The sequence below is a fragment of the Clostridium sp. genome, from assembly GCF_050717545.1.
Lineage (GTDB): Bacteria > Bacillota > Clostridia > Clostridiales > Clostridiaceae > Clostridium_AD.
Genome location: NZ_JBOITN010000024.1, coordinates 69009 through 87504, shown reverse-complemented (window position 1 = coordinate 87504; position 18496 = coordinate 69009). Strand labels below are relative to the sequence as shown.

The following is an 18496-nucleotide window of genomic DNA, read 5'->3' as shown; positions in this document are numbered from 1 at the left end:
TTTGATTCAGTTCATTTAATATTACAATTATAATTAACTACACATTATGAATGCCATGTTAATTTTCCATAGAATAAAATCTATGGTTTTTTATTTTCATAGTATATTTGATGTTTAAAATTCTAAAATTATACAATTCTAAGCCAAAATAAAAGCAAAACTAGTTATTTTAAATAAAATCAACATAATTGTTATATTGTTGTATCTTATATAGTTTGTTTAATGTCTTACACTTATTTCCCATTTTTAAAAAACGCTTTATTTTTCAGTCCAATTATGATATCATGTACGTAGTAAATTAGTTAAGAGGAGGTTAGTTATTATGTCATATAAAATTACTGATGCATGTGTAAGCTGTGGAGCTTGTGAACCTGAATGTCCAGTTAACGCAATAAGCCAAGGAGATTCAATATTTGTTATAGATGCTGATACTTGTATAGATTGCGGAGCTTGTGCAGCTGTTTGCCCTACAGGCGCTCCAGTTGAAGCTTAGTTAGAACGAACATAATTATTTATAAAAAATACAAGCTACTGACAAAAGTCAGTAGCTTGTATTTTTTCCTTTTTATTCATCTATATCCTTGAATCCTTCCCCAACAGTTTCATGTACGTTATATGTTATTATAAATGCTTTCTTATCAATTTCTTTTATATATTTTTTTAATCTTATGAACTGCTTTTTACCTACAACAGTGGTTATAATTTCTTTTTGATCATTAGTATAAGCCCCTTTGGCCGTATATAAAGTTGCCCCTCTATCCAGTACTTCTATAATAAACCTTTTTATCTCCTCACCTTTTGAACTAACAACCTCAACTTTTTTACAATTATTTAATCCTGCAATAACAGCATCTATAGTAAAGCCATTTATAATAACACCCAGTAGCGCATACATACCTATTCTTGGTCCGAATGCTACCGCTGCTAGTACTGTTACAAAAAAATCGGCTACTAGTAAAGCTTTACCTATATCTATCTGAAAGTACTTATTAAGTATTTTTGCTATTATATCAGTACCTCCTGTGGAGGCATTTTGGTTAAACACCATTCCCATCCCTACGGCCCCAATTAATATTCCAAATATTAATTCAAGAAATATATCATTTGTTATACTACCAGTCATAGGGTAACCTTTTTCTAAAGCCCATATCATTGCCGATAACCCAAAGCTAGCATATATTGTTTTAACTCCAAAATTAGCTCCTATAAATATGAACCCTACAATGAATAGAATTACATTTAATATAAGCATTATGCCGCCAATAGTTAAACCTGGTATATACCAGTTTATAACCATTGCAAGGCCACTAACGCCCCCTACTGCTAAGTCGTTTGGAACTAAAAAAAAGTAAAATCCTATAGCTACTAGCGCTATACCAATAGTTATTAAAATATATTGTTTAATAATTGTTTTCATAATAATTCCCTCCCCCCTTTAACTATTTGAATTTCTTAATGACAAAACATAATATACATATATCACGCTCCACTTTTGTTAAGTTTACTTATTTATAAATAAAAGTAGCCCCTATTTTTATAGTAAAAGGCTACTTAATCATTATATATTAAATCATCTCCTGCGGAGCTGAAATGTGGTTGAATATAATTTTTTTTGTTTTAAAATTCAGCAGACCCAGTTGTTCTTGGGAATGGGATAACGTCTCTTATATTACTCATACCTGTAATATACATAATAGCTCTTTCAAATCCAAGTCCAAATCCAGCATGTTTAGTACCGCCGTATTTTCTTAGTTCTAAATACCACCAATAGTCTTCTTTGTTAAGACCGCATTCTTCCATTCTAGCTTCTAAAATGTCTTGTCTTTCCTCTCTTTGACTTCCACCAATTATTTCTCCGATTCCTGGTACAAGTAAATCCATGGCTGCAACTGTCTTATTATCGTCATTTATTCTCATGTAGAAAGATTTTATTTCCTTTGGATAATCAGTTACAAATAGTGGTTTTTTAAATACCTCTTCTGTTAAATATCTTTCGTGCTCAGTTTGAAGGTCACAACCCCAAGTTACTGGATATTGAAATTCTTTTCCTGATTTTTGCAATATATCTACAGCTTCTGTGTATGACACTTGACCGAATTCTGAGTTTACAACACCATTCAACCTTTCAATTAAACCTTTGTCTACAAAACTATTGAAAAATTCCATCTCTTCTGGTGCATTTTCCATAACATATTTTATTATGTATTTCATCATATCTTCTGCAAGTTTCATATCATCATTTAAATCTGCAAACGCTATTTCAGGTTCTATCATCCAGAACTCAGCTGCATGTCTTGCAGTGTTAGAATTTTCTGCTCTAAATGTTGGACCAAAAGTATATACATTTCTAAATGCTAGAGCAAAAGCCTCTGCTGCAAGCTGTCCACTTACTGTTAAACTAGTTTCTTTACCAAAAAAGTCCTTCGAGTAATCAACTTTCTTATTTTCCCCTAGTGGCACATCGCTTAAATCAAGTGTAGATATTCTAAACATTTCACCAGCACCTTCGCAATCACTCCCTGTAATTATTGGTGTATGAGTATATACAAAACCCCTCTTTTGGAAGAACTCATGAATAGCAAACGCAGTTAGTGAACGTACTCTAAAGACTGCTGAAAAAGCATTACTTCTTGGTCTTAAATGTGCAATAGTTCTTAAGTACTCGAAAGAATGTCTTTTCTTTTGTAATGGGTAATCACTGCTAGACATTCCCTCAATTACTATCTTAGTAGCTTTAACTTCAAATGGTTGTTTAGCACCTGGCGTTAAAAGTAATTTCCCTTCTATAGTTAAGGAAGAGCTTATAGGTAATTTAGCTATCTCTGCAAAATTTTCTAATTCTTCCTCAAAAACTACTTGTATATTTTTAAAAAAACTTCCATCATTAACCTCTATAAATCCAAATGCTTTAGAAGACCTTAAAGTCCTAATCCATCCAGATATAGATATATCTCCATCTGCGTATTTTTCCTTTTCTCTATAAATTTGTTTTACTAACAATTTTTCCATAAAATTGCCCTCCTTATAATTTTATACTTTTTTAGATAATAAAAAAGCCTTCCATCCCTTAATAATAAAGGGACGAAAAGCTATAATTTCGCGTTGCCACCCAATTTGCCATAAAATATGACAATTTTAATTAGTACAGAATTATATATTCGATAATTCAAATTATAATTCGATCTATCCAACATTTAACGGATTGGACCCGTCTAAGCCTAAACTCCTTAGGGATTTCGGTTAGAGACTCTGAGATGTTCTTTAATATAAACTTCGTATTGGTCTTTCACCATACCCAACTCGCTAAAACTCTATTCTATATCTACTCTTCTCTTCATAGTCTTTATATGATAAACATTAGTATATGCACTAATTATCATTTATATACATTTAAATTATAATATTATTAATAATAATTGTCAAATTTTTATTATTACTTTATTTTTTTATACTAATATATTTAAATTGATATAAACATAAAAAAATAACCACAATATATATCTATATGCTAAAGAGTAAGCTTCTGTCTTTGTATACTCAATATAGTAAGATTATATATTATGATTATTTCTAATATTTAATTTTGGTAACTCTATTGTACTTCAGCCTCAATGTAATTGATTATTTAAAACTCTTCTTCGCCATCAAACTCTTCTACATCAGCATCTTCGTTATTAACTATTTCACCAATAACTGCATCTCTCTTAGCTATCTCTCCAGTAACTTTATTCTCAATAACGATATTAGCCTTTACCTCACCATCAACTTCATTGATGAAACTTTTTGCTGTAACATCGCCTTCCACTAAACAAACTCCCTGAGTAAGTTTTTCTGGGTTATTAAATGTGACTGGTTTGCCATTTAATTTATCATTCATGAATAACACTCCCTTTCTAGGTTTATTATAAAAATATTTCAAAATATACTTTAAAGATATTGCCTGTTAAAAATCTATTAAAATAAAATATTAATTTAATGTCTAATCCAAACCTATGACTGGCGATGGTCCTATACCTGAGTTTAGTCCTACACCTGATCCCATACCTATACCAACCCCTGAAACTATACCTGGATTTAAAGGAAGCCCTGAATCCAAATATGAATCTGAATTTGAATGCAAATCTGAACTTCCATCCTCATTTTCAACAATTTCACCAATAACCTCATCTTTTTTAGCTATTTCTCCTGTTGCCTTGTTTTCAATAACTATATTAGCCTTTACCTTACCATCAACTTCGTTGATGAAACTTTTTGCTGTAACATCGCCTTCTACTAAAGAAACTCCCTCTGTAAGTTTTTCTGGATTATCAAACGTAACTGGTTTGTCATTTAATCTATCATTCATGTATAACACTCCCTTTCTAAATCTAGTGTGTGCATGAATACTTTTAAATATACTTTGGAAATTTTGTCTTAAAACTTCCTTTATTCTGTAAATCCTTCTCCTAAAACTTCTCTCACATCAGCAACAGTAATAAACGCTTTACTGTCTATCTGTTTGACCATTTTTTGAAGAGGAACAATTTCATCCTTACCAACTACAACAAATAATACCTGTTTTTCTCCCTTTGTATACATTCCTGTAGCATGTATTCCTGTAACACCTCTATTTAAATCTTTCATCAGAACCTCAGCTATTTCTTTAGAATAATCTGAGATAATAAACACTGCTTTGGAAAAATTTATTCCCTCAAGAATATTATCTATAACCTTAGCAACAATATATATGGAAATTAGTGCATACATAGCCTTTTCAATTCCAAATACAAAAGCACCTATTAACACTATAGTTGAATCGATCACCAATATAATTTTAGCTATTGGAACGTTTTTCAAATAAACCTTAATAATATTTGCAGCAAGATCTGTTCCTCCAGTACTAGCTGATGCTCGTAATACAAATCCTAAGCCTGTACCAACAAACACGCCGCCAAATATACTAGCAATCAATAGATCTACATCAGGAGCTGGTATATAACTTGTATAAAACAGTGCAAAAGATAAATAAGCTGCAGCAAACATAGATTTACCTACAAAAGCTTTACCTTTAAGTTTTAAAGCAATAGCAAGTAAAGGTATATTTACTGCCATGTTGGTAAACCACAAAGGTATCTCGATTTCATAATTTTTTTTCATAATATATTCTATAACAATGGCAAGACCCGATACGCCACCAGTTACTAATTTTACTTTCGCAAAAAACATATTCACACCTGCTGCGAGTATTGTAGTCCCGATAATAATATATATATAATTCAATATATTTTCATTTTTACTTCCTGACCTCATTACTTTACCCTACTTTCTACTTTTTAATTTTTATTTATTACTTTATGTTATCTTAAATAAAGTTATCACAATTATTATATAGTGTAAACATAATAATTATTTATTCTCACAAATCATCTTATATTTATTTACATCGTTTAGGCAAAATTAATTTCCATACAAAAAGCACCACACGCAATATTAATTTAGGGGGACTAAAAAATACTGTAAGTGGTGCTTTTTTATTTGGTTATTTAAATTATGGACATAAATGAATATTTTTATCCAAATAAATTAAATATATTTTTTATTATATTATTTCTTCTCCTGGATAATTTATTTCAACTGCTTTTACATCTATTTTTTTCATTCTACCCGCAAATTCCTTAGTAATAGAAACATCATCTCCGAAGTGCATAGGTATTATTACTTTTGGATGAATTGTGTTTACAAAATATTCTCCGCCTAAACAATAAAATTCTTCAAGTCTTGGATCCACAGGAAAAAAAGCTATATCTATAATTTTTTCTTCTTTTAGTTTTCCAATCTGAGCTTTATATAAGGTCTCAGCTTCATTTAACTGCTCTATACTATCTTCTTTCCAGTGCCACCAATTAAGATCTCCAGCATGGAAAATTGTTAATCCGTCTACTTTTACTAAAAAAGATATCCCAATATCAGTTGATCCATAAGCCTTTACATACACATCATCAAATAATTCTTCTTCACCTTCCTTCATGAAATTATAATTTGATTTATTTTCACCTATTTTTATGTCATCACTAAGAATGTATTTGATTTCGCTGTTATAATTTTCCCACTTCAAAATATCAGAATTAAAATGATCCGCATGGCTATGAGATGAAAATACATAAATATTCTTAGCGTTTTTTATGTTTTTAGGTGAAAGCAGTGTAGACTTCTGATAAGTTTGGTGAGTTTTACTATTTATTGTAGGTTCTTTATAGTAATCAAATACTAAAAAGTGATTTTTAGTTTTAATGGCAAACCCACTATGATAAATATAATATACTTTTGCTTCAATTTCTTTCATAAACTATCTCTCCTTCATATATCTAGTACAGCACGAACTATCTAGATTTCTTATATTTAAAAAAATGATGATTATATTCCCTTATTTTATCACTTTTATTTTATCAAAACAATATTATCATGGTATAGTATATGTAGTTAGATAATTTTTTTAAAGAGGTGGTTATATTAAATGAAATTTTCTTTTGATCATAATAATATAAATGTATTGGATTTAGAAAAAAGTGTTCATTTCTATAAAGAGGCTTTAGGATTTATAGAAACTAAACGATTCCATCCAACTGATGATAGTTTTACTCTTGTATTTTTAGGTGATGAAACAACTAAACATAAGTTAGAGCTTACTTGTATGAATGATAGAACGCAAGCTTACAATTTAGGTGAAAATGAATTTCATCTTGCCGTAGTTACAGATGATTTTGATGAGGCGTATGCATATCATAAGGAAATGGGATGTATCTGCTACGAAAACAAACCTATGGGCATATATTTTATTATGGACCCTGATGGCTACTGGACAGAAGTTATTCCAAGAAAATAAAGGAAAAAGTATATATTACGCGTATTGCAATACGCGTAATATATACTTTTTTTATTTATCTTTAGTTATTTTAAGTTTATCATTAACAATATCAACCGTTGCATTGCCACCTTTGGAAAGATCTCCAAATAGCACTTCATCAACAAAATAAGTCTTTATTTCTTGTTGAACTACTCTATTAATTTCTCTAGCTCCATAGGCCTCTGAAAATCCCTTTTTACTTAACCAAACATATAAATTATCTGTAACTTTTAATTTTATATTTTTAGTTAAAAGTTTTTCTTCAAATTGTTTCATTGCTTTTTTAGCTATTTGAAGAGCCATAACTTTATCTATTTTATTAAATGCAATTATATTATCCAACCTATTTCTGAATTCTGGTGAGAATAATCGTTCCACTTCTTTAATAATTGCCCCTCCTGATTCCATCCGGTCTCCAAAACCAATTATATTTTTGCTAGCTTCTCTTGCTCCTGCATTCGAAGTCATTATTAAAATTACATTTCTAAAATCTGCCTTTTTACCAGTGTTATCTGTTAAAGTAGCATAATCCATAACCTGTAATAACACATTAAGTATATCCGGGTGAGCTTTTTCAATTTCATCTAAAAGTAGCACGCAATAAGGATTTTTTTTCATTGCTTCTATTAATAGTCCACCTTCTTCATACCCTACATATCCTGGTGGTGCACCAATAAGTCTTGCAACAGTATGTTTCTCCTGGAATTCACTCATATCAAATCTAATAAGTGGAATAGCAAGGCTACTCGCGAGTTGTTTACTAACTTCTGTCTTACCTACTCCTGTAGGCCCTACAAATAAGAGAGATGCTATTGGCTTCTCTTCTTCGTTAAAGCCAGCTCTAGATCTCTTTATAGCCCTAACTAAATTGTCTATAGCCTCAGATTGCCCAAAAACTTGTTTCTTTAAATTTAGGTCTAAATTTTTTAATGTCTCTACTTCATTACTAGACACACTTTGCTCTGGAATTTTTGCAATAGAAGCCACTATTTTTTCTACAGCATTTACCGTAATAATAATAGTTTCATCATTATCAGGCGCATAAAGCCTTGCATAAGCACCAGCTTCGTCCATAATGTCTATAGCTTTATCTGGGAGAAATCTATCCTTAATATACTTGCTAGATAATTCTACAGCCGTTTTTAAAGCTTCATCCGTATACGACACTTTATGATACTCTTCATATTTATCTTTTAACCCCATAAGAATATCAAACGTCTCATCTGTTGAAGGCTCTGGGACCTCAATCTTTTGAAATCTTCTAGCTAGTGCACTATCTTTTTCAAAATGCTTTTTGTATTCATCATAAGTGGTTGCACCAATAAATCTCACCTTACCATCTGCAAGAAAAGGTTTTAAAATATTAGAAGCGTCCATAGATCCTCCAGATACTGCACCTGCACCAACTATGGTGTGAATTTCATCAATATAAACTATAGGTTTTTCCTCTTTACTAATTTCACTTAACACTTTTTTAATCCGTTCTTCAAAATCCCCTCTATACTTTGTACCTGCAAGCAAAGATCCCATATCCAAATAGTATATTTTACTTCCCTGAAGTAACTTTGGAACTTTATTTTGGGCAATTAATTGTGCAAGGCCTTCAGTTATGGCAGTTTTACCTACCCCAGGTTCTCCTACATGAACCGGATTGTTTTTAAGTCTTCTGCATAATACTTGTAATGTTCTTTGCAGAATATCCTGCCTTCCTATAAGAGGGTCCATTTCTCCATTATCGGCTTTTTTTGTTAACTCAACAGTAAAATTGCTTAAAAAGTTAACGTCATCCTTTGGACTATCCATTTCGTCATCGTCCTCGTCCTCGTCATCATAAATATATTCTATCTCTTCATCATCACCAGCAAATCCTCCTTGCACGTCTGAGTCCCCGGTTGTAGTAGAATCAAAACCATAGGAATCTACTACAGATATGCCATGAGCTATATAATTCAGAAGATCTCTCCTTTTCATTTTCTGCTCACGCAGAAAATAAGAAGCAAAACTTTCCTCATCATCATACATAGCAACTATCACATCGCCTATCTTAACTAGTTCTTTACCAGAAAGCATGACATGATCTGCAGCTGATGATAAAATAGTCTGAATTCCAATAGTCTGAATTGGCTCTGTATCTTCTACAATCTCTATATTTTCCTTTAAGAATTTAGTTATCTGTTTTTTTAGTCTTTTAACGTTACCACCACTTTTTTCTACTATATCAATTCCTTCTTCGAAAAATAAAGAAGCGTAAAGAATATGTTCTGGCGTAAAATATTCATGATTTGACATCTGAGCTTCATTATAAGCTGCAGTAATAATTTCATTTACTATATTATCTAATTGCATAATTACTCCTTTTCTAATGTTAATTTCAGTGGAAATCCACTTTCTTCACACATTCTCATTGCTTGATCAATTTTAGTAAGGCCAACGTCATAGCTATATATTCCAGCAACGCCACTACCTTTTTTATGCACATCAAACATGATTTTTGTGGCCTCCACAACCTGTTTTTTGAAAACTCCAACTAATACCTGTACAACAAATTCCATGCTTGTGTAATCATCATTATGAATGATTACCAAGTAATTATTAGGTTTCTTAATTTTTACTTGTATTTTTTCTCTAATACTAACTTGCTCATTTAATGTGCTTTTATCTGACATAATTACCAACCTCACTGTTTACATCTAAATTTATATTTATCATCTTAAATAAATTATAATAATAATTTTATTTATCCACATTACTTAAAGTCTATTATATCCTACTTATTTATATATTACTTCATTTAAGTGTATTATTACAACTATTCTATGCTTTATATCTTATTCACAATTATAATTATCCCTATACACGCAAGAAAAACATCCTACAATAAAAACATAGGATGTTTTTCTTTTGTGAAACTTTAACGACATTTCAGCTCCGCAGGAGATGATTTAATATATTTATTGCAATCTCATTTTAGTAATTTCTTTATAATAAGTGATACTCCCGACTTCATCATCAGTTATTACACCGTCTATGAGTAATATATTGTCAATATCCACCATTTTAAAAGCTTTAGTTTTTTGATTATGTGCATCACAAATTTTAAGACTTAAATTGTTTTGCTCTTTATCACCAGTCTTAATTAAAAATAGCACATTTTCATCTATGTCAGAAAGGTCTTTAAATACATTAAAATCTTCATTTACTAATAATGATTTAATTACATCTTTTCTTAAATCTTTTTTTATAATTGCTATAGTATCATCATGTTTAATAAGATATTCTGAAATAAAACCTACTAATTCTCTTTTTGATCCAAATAATTGAATATTTGACATTTATATTACCTCCTGAATTAATAGAACAAATCATTTAATTCTATATATACATTATATTGAATTTAAATGCATAAGTCAATAGATCTCTCAATAAATTTTTGAAATTTTAAAGTGTTTATTTAAGCCATTTTAATTAAAAAAAATTATGAATCAGTATTTTAAGATTAGATTATGCATGCATAATGTTGAATATTTATTCATATATACGCATATTTTGTAATAAAAAATTTATAATTCTATATATATTTCAAATAATAATGCATATTGTTTTATAGTATGCGGAAACTAATGAAGATGTATACTTAATAACAATCATGTCTTAGGAGGAACTCCATGGAAAAACAAAATGATTTATCTGATTATATAACCAAAAAAGCTATAGCTGAAGGTGCCTTGTTAGTTGGTTTTACAAAAATAAGAATAGTAGACCCAGTAATTATGTTTGGTTTTCCTTTTACAGATAAGTGGTTTCTTAATCAGCCTTTAAACATAGCAAAAATGATTAATAAGGAATATGCTATAAGTAAGCATGTACAAAATATAACCTCTAAAATCCTTAAATCTGAAGGCTATACCTGTCACAATAAAAGCATTATGTCTATATATGGTGATTTCCGTCCATTAGCGGTTTCTGCAGGACTTGGAAAATGGGGAAGAAATGGCATTATTGTAAATAAGGATTACGGAGCTGGACTCCTTTTTGCAGCCACCTTTACAAATGCACCTTTAGAACAAAGTTTGATTAAAGAGAGTATAGTTCATTGCACAGATTGTGAACAATGTATAACCGCATGTCCAGCCAAAGCATTTGAGAATAATACTTTTCATCCATATCGTTGCATTCCAAATACAATTAAAGGTTGCTGTGAATGCTTAAAAGTATGTACAAAAAATAATTTTAAAAAATAAGCCAAGAATATATTCCTGCTTATTTTTTATTCAAATATTATTTTATACAAAATAAATTATTATCCTTATTTTCTAACTTGCCCATCTCCATATATAAGATACTTTGTAGTTGTAAGTTGTTCTAGTCCCATTGGCCCCCTAGCATGAAGTTTTTGATTACTTATACCTATTTCTGCGCCAAATCCAAATTCTGCGCCGTCAGTAAATCTTGTAGACGCATTTACATATACACAAGATGCATCCACTTCTTTTAAAAATCTCTGAGAATTTACATAATTTGTAGTTATTATAGCTTCTGAGTGTTTTGTTCCATATTTGAAAATATGATCAATTGCATCTTCCATTGAATCTACAATTTTAATTGAAAGTATTAAATCTAAATATTCAGTAGACCAATCTTCCTCACTTGCAGCTTTTACGCCCTTTATAATTCCTATTCCTTTTTCACATATTCTAATTTCTACCCCCAGCTCATAAAGTTTAAGAGAAAGATTTGGTAAAAATTCATTTACAATATTTTTATGCAAAAGTACAGTTTCTACTGCATTACATACTCCAGGTCTTTGAGTTTTTGCATTAACTATTATTTCCTGGGCCATACTTAAATCTGCCTCTGCGTCCACATATATATGACAAATTCCTGATCCTGTTTCAATTACTGGCACTGTAGCATTTGCTATGATAGCTTTTTTAAGTCCTTTTCCACCTCTTGGAATAATTACATCCACGTATTCATTAAGTTTTACTAATTTATTTACAAGTTCTCTATCAATCATATCAATAAGTTGAATTGAACCTTCTGGAAGCCCTGCTAAAGTGGCGGCTTTTATAATAACTTTAGCTAGTGCCATATTGGTGTTTATAGCCTCTGATCCTCCACGAAGGATTATTACATTTCCTGCCTTTATACATAAAGCTGCTGCATCGACAGTTACGTTTGGCCTGGACTCATATATCATTGCTATAACTCCAAGTGGAACTCTTACCATAGAAATATCTAAATCATTTGGTCTTTTCCATCTTTTTATTCCCTCTCCTATTGGATCGCCAAGTGAAGCCACATTTTTAAGTCCCTGAACCATTTTCTCGATTCTCTCCTGGTTAATCATCAACCTATCTAGCATTGCATCCGATAAATTATTTTTCGTGCCCAGTTCCATATCTATAATATTAGCTTTGATTATAGTTTCTTTGTTACATGCCAATGCCTTCGCCATTTGTAGTAGTGCATCATTCTTCAAGTTTGTACTAACGGTGGTCATAATTCTAGAAGCATTTTTTGCTCTCAAGCCTATATTATTAATATAGTTATCAAAGTCCATTATTTTTCCTCCTACTACTAATAGAACGCTTATATCTTAAACTAACCATTCTTTAGACTTATTATATTACTTATGTTATTTTATTTATTATGCTATTCTATTTAGAATTCACATTTTTTTGTTTCTTTCAAATAATGTACCTATTTCTATTCCTTCTAATATATCAGTAATAACATTAGGCGTTGAACCTTCTGCTATAATCATAGATGCATTTGCACCTACTACAATTTCTGCTGCTTTAATTTTAGTTTCCATGCCACCAGTTCCAAGCTCTGTTCCCGCCCCCTCTGCTGACTCTCTAATTTCGTTTGTTATTTTTGATACATTATAAATAATTTTCGCTTGAGGATTTTTTCTAGGGTTTGAATCGTATAACCCATCAATATCAGAAAGTATAATAAGTAAATCCGCATCTATTAATTTAGTTACCATTGCAGATAATGTGTCATTGTCTCCAACCATTATTTCATCAACTATTACGGCATCATTTTCATTTACTACAGGAATAACCCCTTGTGATAGCAACATCAAAAAAGCATTGTGAGCATTTAAATGTCTTGCATCATCACCAAAATCCTCTTTAGTCAAAAGGATTTGTGCTGTAGTTTTCCCATATTCTGAGAAAAATTTTTCATACATATGAATTAAAATGCCTTGCCCAACAGCCGCCGCTGCCTGCTTTTCTGGTATTGTTTCTGGCCTTATTGTAAGTCCTAGTTTTCCCATTCCAGCTCCTATAGCCCCTGAAGTTACTAGCACTACCTGAATTCCTTGATTATGAACATCTGCAAGTTGTCTTATAAGATTTTCAATATGTTTGTAATTCAATAATCCCGTAGAGTGAGTTAATGTTGAAGTCCCTACCTTCACAACAATTCTTTTTACATCTTTTAAATATTCTTTTCTACTGGTCATATGTACACTCCCAATCTCATCCTAAAATGTTGATTTGATTTGTTTCTATAAATCTCTATACTTTTAAAATTTAAATGATATTTTATGTACTCATTAATCTAATTTTACACCATTTAAAGATATATTTCCATTTATAATTATTTCGTAACAATTGTGTTTTAATTTAACTTTTTCATATAATATATTTTAATTGAGCAATTAGAATCTAAAATTAATTAACCAGGTTTCGCAACATAGTGAATTTATGATATAATTGACTTATTATCATTAGTCATCTTTAAAATAGACTAGCATATCTACTAATTCTTATTTTAAAATGCCTTAATTAATGATTAAATAAAAAATGTAAAGTGGGAAAATTAAAATGAGAAATGCAAAATTGGAAAGAACAATAATTAAAATAGATAATGAAATTGCTGCAATGAACATAGCTAAAAAATATTTAACAAATGCAAAAGAAATTACTGAAGTTCAGAATACTCTAAACAACAAAAGACAGTTAATCGCTGACGAACTCTATGTTGACGATAAAAAGTGTTACGAGATTTCTTGCGATATTATAGAAGAAATGCTTGATAAAGAGTTAGGAAAAGAAGAACAACAAGAATTACTTGAAATAATAAAACAGAACTTCGGAAGACAATCTTCGAATGTTTCTAAAAAAAGTAGTGGACTCAACGCCTGGTTAAAAGAACTATGTATTGAATATACTTGGGTTAAAAACGAAGAAAGCGATTGGAATATGCTAGTTATTACTGGATTTGGATTATACGAATAAACTACATAAATTATAGAATTAATTTAAATCTCTAATATTAATTAAGCAGCATGTTGAATAATTATTCAAGATGCTGCTTAATTACTTACTTTATAAATTAATTACAGTTATAATTTCTTACAGCTACGCAAGTTATTTTTTTCCTGTAAGCGGAACATTTTTTGCATCATTATTTTTATTTTTCTTGTTTTTATCACCTTTACCTTGAACCTCTTGTGAACCAGGTCTGCTCATTCCTTTTTTAGCCATAACTTAACCTCCCTAAATTTAAATAAGGTATTGTAATGTTTTATTACAATATTTATATTTTTACCTAGAAGATAACTTTTATTCTAAAAAAGAATATTTTATTTATCTTTTTCTTTTTTATTATTAAAATATTTAATATATTTTCGATAATTTCAAGTATTAAAAATCATATATTTGTAAAAGCTAATGTTATATTAGGCACGATCAAATAAATATAATCCATTTTGTTATTTATTTGATCGTGCCTTAAATAAAGGGAGGTTTTCTAATATGCGTGAAGGATTAATTCCAACAATGTTAGGTACAGTTGTAACAGCAGCCGGAGCATCATTTTCAAAAGGTAATATGAAGAAAAAAAATATGCTTCCTATGATTGAAGCAGGAGTTATTGGTTTCGGATTAGCTCACATTGTTCTTGGAGCTATTGATTTAGTTGAACACAGAAAATAGTATAAATGTTATATTTGTCTCAATACTTGATTTTGTGATTTTCAAATGAAATACTTAGAATAAAATAAAAAACTGATTAGAAATTCTAATTTCTAATCAGTTTTTTATGCCCTTACCTAAATCGGCTATGCCCCGCGTTTCTTTTTCTTTCTCACATAAAATAGTTGATTTATGACGCTCATCTAGTTTTTTCATTTCAATGAAAATAAATATTCCAGTTAGCACTGTTGAAAAAATATCCGCCAATGGACCTGCAGATATAACGCCTTCTAATCCAAAAAACTTAGGTAATATAATTAGCGCAGGGATCAGTATTAACACCTGTCTTGAAAGACCAAGTAATGCTGAATGTTTTGGTTTGCCCACGGCCTGGAAATAATTTGATGAAACAACCTGAAACCCAATAAAAGGTAAAAATATCATAAACCTCTTAATTGCTATAGTTCCAAAAGCGATAAGCTCGGCATCTTTGCCATTAAACATAGAAACTAGTTGTTCTGGGAATAACCTCGTAATAATCCAACCAACCATGACTATACTCGTTGCAAATATTACTGCTAATTTGTATGCTTCTTTTACCCTATCATACTTCTTTGCACCGTAGTTGTACCCAATAATAGGTTGAACCCCTTGAGTAATACCAAAAATAGGCATAACCATAAGTGTCATAATACTAATTACAACACCCATTCCAGAGATTGCAATATCTCCTCCATAAGTCGCTAAGCTAGTATTCAAAATAAAATTTTGTATACTAGCTGCAATTTGCATTGCAAATGGTGCAGCACCTAAAGCAAGAATTCCACGAGTGATAGGAATTTTTAATTTCATATCATTTTTATGTATTTTTAATAAACTATTTCCACTAAGGAAATACCTGAAAACCCAAATTGCAGAAACCGCTTGAGATATAATTGTAGCAAATGCAGCTCCTTTCATTCCCCAATTGAGCCCAAATATAAAAATCGGATCTAAAGTAGTATTAATTAATGCACCTATTAACATAGTATACATTGCTATTTTGGGGCTGCCTTCAGATCTTATAAAATTATTCATACCCATTCCAATAGATTGGAATACTCCACCTATAAGAATAATACTTAGATAATCCCTTGCATATGGCAATATTTGCACGCTCGCTCCTAACAGCTTTAGTAAAGGTTCAAGTCCTACAAGTCCTATAATACTTAGTGTCAAAGAACTGAGTATTAGCAAGCTAACAGCATTGCCAAAAATTCCTTGGGCCTCTTTTTTTCTATTTTGACCTAATCTAATTGATACTAATGAATTAGCACCTATTCCGATAAGCATAGAAAAAGCCATCATAACTAGCATAACTGGAAAAGCAATTGTAATGCCCGCAATTCCTAAAGATCCAACTCCATTTCCTATAAAAATCCTATCTACTACATTATATAATGCATTTACAAGCATACCTACTATTGCAGGTATTGAAAATTTCATTAATAACTTTGATACCTTCATTTCTCCTAATTGTTTAGATTTATCCATTTGTTCACTCCTACTATAAATTTCATTATTTTAAATTTCTAATTTCTTCAAGTTTTTCTAACGCTATTTTAAACTTTTCTTTTGAATTTGTTAAAGAAAGCTGTTTCTCTTCAAGTAAAGTTATTTGCAGTTTAATTTCTTTCATAGATTTTTCTATCAAAAAAACATCTTTTACATCTTGGTTATAAATTTGTTTAACATCATTCCCAAGTTCTATAATAACTTTAACATCCTTTAAGCAGAAACCTAAACTCTCTCTTAAATCCTTTATTCTATTAATATTATCAATATCTTCCTGGGAATATAGTCTATAAGAGCACTCAGTTCTTTTAGGCGTTATAAGTTCAATGTCTTCATAATATCTTAATGTCCTTTTTGTAAGACCAGTTTTAACTGCAACTTCTTCAATTTTATAATATGTTGTATCCATACTTCACCTCCGATTAAGTATTATACGTTACTATAACCTTAACGTCAAGGTTATAGCTATACATCTAAAATATTTTAATATTAGATAAACCCCAGAAAAATGCCGTTAACACAAATGTTTATGTTAACGGCATTTTAATAGTAAATTTAAATAAATTAGAAAAAATTTTATATATTAACGTTGTTATTTATTTTTTTAACTTCTACCTTTTTAGCTGCAACTAAGAAAATTACCATTGCTGCAATTGCCCCTATAACCCCAACTGAGTATGAAATACCTTGAGATAACTGAAATCCTTCAGGTGCAATTAATATATATGATACACATACTGCAGTCATAAATGTAGCTGGCACAGTTGCAATCCAGTGTTTTTTACCCAGAGTAGCCAAGTACATACCTGCTGTCCATAATACAATGGTAGCTAAAGTTTGGTTAGACCATCCAAAATATCTCCATATTACTGCAAAATCCATTCTAGTTAAGATGAACCCTATCACAAATAGTGGAATACTAATTACAAATCTATTTTTAATAGGACTTTGATTAAATTTAAATGCATCGGCTAAAGTTAATCTTGCGCTCCTAAATGCTGTATCTCCAGACGTTATAGGACAAAACACAACTCCAAGTATAGCAAGTACTCCGCCAACTTTTCCAAGTAAATTAATTGAAGTTTCATTTACAACCCATGCTGCGTTATGACCTGTTATTGCCATAGTAGCATTTAACTCTCCAACTCCACCAAAGAAACTCATAGCAGCTGCTGCCCAAACTAAAGCAACTATTCCCTCTACGATCATTGAGCCGTAAAATATTTTTTTACCTTGTTTTTCATTAGATATACATCTAGCCATTAGAGGTGATTGGGTTGCATGGAATCCTGAAATAGCTCCACATGCAATAGTTATGAATAACATAGGGAATATTGGATTTTTACCAGGGCTTGCATGCATATTAACCAAATTAGATATTGTTACTTCTGGAATATGATATCCTCCAAAAATCAAAGCACCACCAACACCAACTGCCATAATTAATAAACAAAATCCAAATATAGGATATATTTTTCCAATAAGTTTATCTATTGGAACCATTGTTGCAATTATATAATATGCAAATATTATATATATTAATATTGTAACATTTATTCCTGTTAAACCTTTTAATATACTTGCTGGTCCCATTACGAAAACTACTCCAACTAATATTAAAACTACTATTGAAAACACTCTCATAAAGTTCTGAAAGCCTTTTCCAAGGTATTGGCCTACAACTTCTGGAATACTTGCACCATCATGTCTTACTGATAACATTCCTGCAAAGTAATCATGAACTCCACCTGCAAAAATGCATCCAAGAACAATCCATAAAAATGCTACTGGTCCCCACATTGCGCCTGCGATTGCGCCGAATATAGGCCCTAAACCTGCAATGTTAAGAAACTGAATTAAGAAAATTTTCCATTCAGGCAACTCAACAAAATCTACACCATCAGCTAGCCTTACTGCTGGAGTTTTGATTGATTCATCTGCACCAAAAGCTTTTTCTACAATTGTTCCATAAATATAATAACCCACTATAAGAGCTATAATTGCTAAAATAAACGATACCATCTGAACTCCTCCTAATTTTTATTAATAAATTGTTTATATTAAGTAAATTATTATTTGTTAACTAAATTATAATGTATTTTTCATGTTGAATACGATTTCAAAC

Annotated in this window: 19 protein-coding genes and 1 other annotated feature; of the genes, 5 read left to right on the top strand and 14 right to left on the bottom strand. The window is 30.6% G+C overall.

Features of this window, described 5'->3' with window-relative positions; all coding sequences use genetic code 11:
• Nucleotides 1–322: 322 nt before the first annotated feature.
• Nucleotides 323–493 carry a 4Fe-4S ferredoxin gene (fdxA, locus tag ACREVX_RS05785; protein WP_431543219.1) on the top strand — a complete coding sequence of 57 codons (171 nt, stop codon included), beginning with the start codon at nt 323–325 and terminating at the stop codon, nt 491–493.
• A 72-nt stretch (nt 494–565) separates the two neighbouring features.
• On the opposite strand, the gene ACREVX_RS05780 is transcribed toward fdxA, so the two are convergent.
• The 6 genes from ACREVX_RS05780 to ACREVX_RS05755 all read right to left on the bottom strand — a co-directional run bounded on the left by ACREVX_RS05780 (nt 566) and on the right by ACREVX_RS05755 (nt 6322).
• Nucleotides 566–1417, bottom strand: coding sequence for a YitT family protein (locus ACREVX_RS05780; RefSeq protein ID WP_431543218.1), 852 nt, complete (start codon nt 1415–1417; stop codon nt 566–568).
• 200 nt (nt 1418–1617) lie between these two features.
• Nucleotides 1618–3009 (bottom strand): asparagine--tRNA ligase, encoded by a 1392-nt coding sequence (gene asnS, locus ACREVX_RS05775; protein WP_431543217.1) that lies wholly within the window; start codon nt 3007–3009, stop codon nt 1618–1620.
• A 65-nt stretch (nt 3010–3074) separates the two neighbouring features.
• Nucleotides 3075–3347: a binding site (T-box leader), on the bottom strand.
• Between the two features lie 278 nt (nt 3348–3625).
• Nucleotides 3626–3877, bottom strand: a complete 252-nt coding sequence (locus ACREVX_RS05770; RefSeq protein WP_431543216.1) for a hypothetical protein — start codon at nt 3875–3877, stop codon at nt 3626–3628.
• Between the two features lie 102 nt (nt 3878–3979).
• The gene (locus ACREVX_RS05765; protein WP_431543215.1) at nt 3980–4345 is read right to left on the bottom strand and encodes a hypothetical protein; all 366 of its coding nucleotides are present in this window, start codon (nt 4343–4345) and stop codon (nt 3980–3982) included.
• Nucleotides 4346–4425: 80 nt separating this feature from the next.
• Complete coding sequence (locus ACREVX_RS05760) at nt 4426–5289, bottom strand: YitT family protein (protein WP_431543214.1); 864 nt, start codon at nt 5287–5289, stop codon at nt 4426–4428.
• Nucleotides 5290–5578: 289 nt separating this feature from the next.
• Nucleotides 5579–6322, bottom strand: a complete 744-nt coding sequence (locus ACREVX_RS05755; protein WP_431543213.1) for an MBL fold metallo-hydrolase — start codon at nt 6320–6322, stop codon at nt 5579–5581.
• Nucleotides 6323–6493: 171 nt separating this feature from the next.
• Between ACREVX_RS05755 and ACREVX_RS05750 the strand changes: the two genes are divergently transcribed.
• A complete protein-coding gene (locus tag ACREVX_RS05750) occupies nt 6494–6862 on the top strand; it encodes a VOC family protein (protein WP_431543212.1) in 369 nt (122 codons plus the stop codon).
• Nucleotides 6863–6913: 51 nt separating this feature from the next.
• Here the strand turns inward: ACREVX_RS05750 and clpA are convergent, their stop codons facing one another.
• From clpA to ACREVX_RS05735, 3 genes are all read right to left on the bottom strand, one after another.
• On the bottom strand, nt 6914–9229 hold the full coding sequence (gene clpA, locus ACREVX_RS05745; protein WP_431543211.1) for an ATP-dependent Clp protease ATP-binding subunit ClpA: 2316 nt from the start codon (nt 9227–9229) through the stop codon (nt 6914–6916).
• 2 nt (nt 9230–9231) lie between these two features.
• Nucleotides 9232–9549 (bottom strand): ATP-dependent Clp protease adaptor ClpS, encoded by a 318-nt coding sequence (locus tag ACREVX_RS05740; protein ID WP_431543210.1) that lies wholly within the window; start codon nt 9547–9549, stop codon nt 9232–9234.
• A gap of 285 nt (nt 9550–9834) precedes the next feature.
• Nucleotides 9835–10215 (bottom strand): hypothetical protein, encoded by a 381-nt coding sequence (locus ACREVX_RS05735; RefSeq protein ID WP_431543209.1) that lies wholly within the window; start codon nt 10213–10215, stop codon nt 9835–9837.
• Between the two features lie 333 nt (nt 10216–10548).
• On the opposite strand from ACREVX_RS05735, the gene ACREVX_RS05730 reads away from it, so the two are divergent.
• Nucleotides 10549–11124, top strand: a complete 576-nt coding sequence (locus ACREVX_RS05730) for a 4Fe-4S ferredoxin (protein ID WP_431543208.1) — start codon at nt 10549–10551, stop codon at nt 11122–11124.
• Nucleotides 11125–11189: 65 nt separating this feature from the next.
• Here the strand turns inward: ACREVX_RS05730 and ACREVX_RS05725 are convergent, their stop codons facing one another.
• The gene (locus tag ACREVX_RS05725; protein ID WP_431543207.1) at nt 11190–12446 is read right to left on the bottom strand and encodes a glutamate-5-semialdehyde dehydrogenase; all 1257 of its coding nucleotides are present in this window, start codon (nt 12444–12446) and stop codon (nt 11190–11192) included.
• A gap of 108 nt (nt 12447–12554) precedes the next feature.
• Nucleotides 12555–13361 carry a glutamate 5-kinase gene (gene proB, locus ACREVX_RS05720; protein ID WP_431543206.1) on the bottom strand — a complete coding sequence of 269 codons (807 nt, stop codon included), beginning with the start codon at nt 13359–13361 and terminating at the stop codon, nt 12555–12557.
• A gap of 364 nt (nt 13362–13725) precedes the next feature.
• On the opposite strand from proB, the gene ACREVX_RS05715 reads away from it, so the two are divergent.
• Both ACREVX_RS05715 and ACREVX_RS05710 read left to right on the top strand, forming a co-directional pair.
• On the top strand, nt 13726–14139 hold the full coding sequence (locus tag ACREVX_RS05715) for a hypothetical protein (RefSeq protein WP_431543205.1): 414 nt from the start codon (nt 13726–13728) through the stop codon (nt 14137–14139).
• Nucleotides 14140–14658: 519 nt separating this feature from the next.
• Nucleotides 14659–14838: an asparagine synthase gene (locus ACREVX_RS05710; protein ID WP_431543204.1), complete on the top strand. Its 180-nt coding sequence runs from the start codon at nt 14659–14661 to the stop codon at nt 14836–14838.
• Nucleotides 14839–14934: 96 nt separating this feature from the next.
• On the opposite strand, the gene ACREVX_RS05705 is transcribed toward ACREVX_RS05710, so the two are convergent.
• The 3 genes from ACREVX_RS05705 to ACREVX_RS05695 all read right to left on the bottom strand — a co-directional run bounded on the left by ACREVX_RS05705 (nt 14935) and on the right by ACREVX_RS05695 (nt 18393).
• Complete coding sequence (locus ACREVX_RS05705; protein WP_431543203.1) at nt 14935–16350, bottom strand: MATE family efflux transporter; 1416 nt, start codon at nt 16348–16350, stop codon at nt 14935–14937.
• A 25-nt stretch (nt 16351–16375) separates the two neighbouring features.
• Complete coding sequence (locus tag ACREVX_RS05700; RefSeq protein WP_431543202.1) at nt 16376–16780, bottom strand: MerR family transcriptional regulator; 405 nt, start codon at nt 16778–16780, stop codon at nt 16376–16378.
• A 167-nt stretch (nt 16781–16947) separates the two neighbouring features.
• Nucleotides 16948–18393 carry a carbon starvation CstA family protein gene (locus ACREVX_RS05695; protein WP_431543201.1) on the bottom strand — a complete coding sequence of 482 codons (1446 nt, stop codon included), beginning with the start codon at nt 18391–18393 and terminating at the stop codon, nt 16948–16950.
• Between the last annotated feature and the right edge of the window lie 103 nt (nt 18394–18496).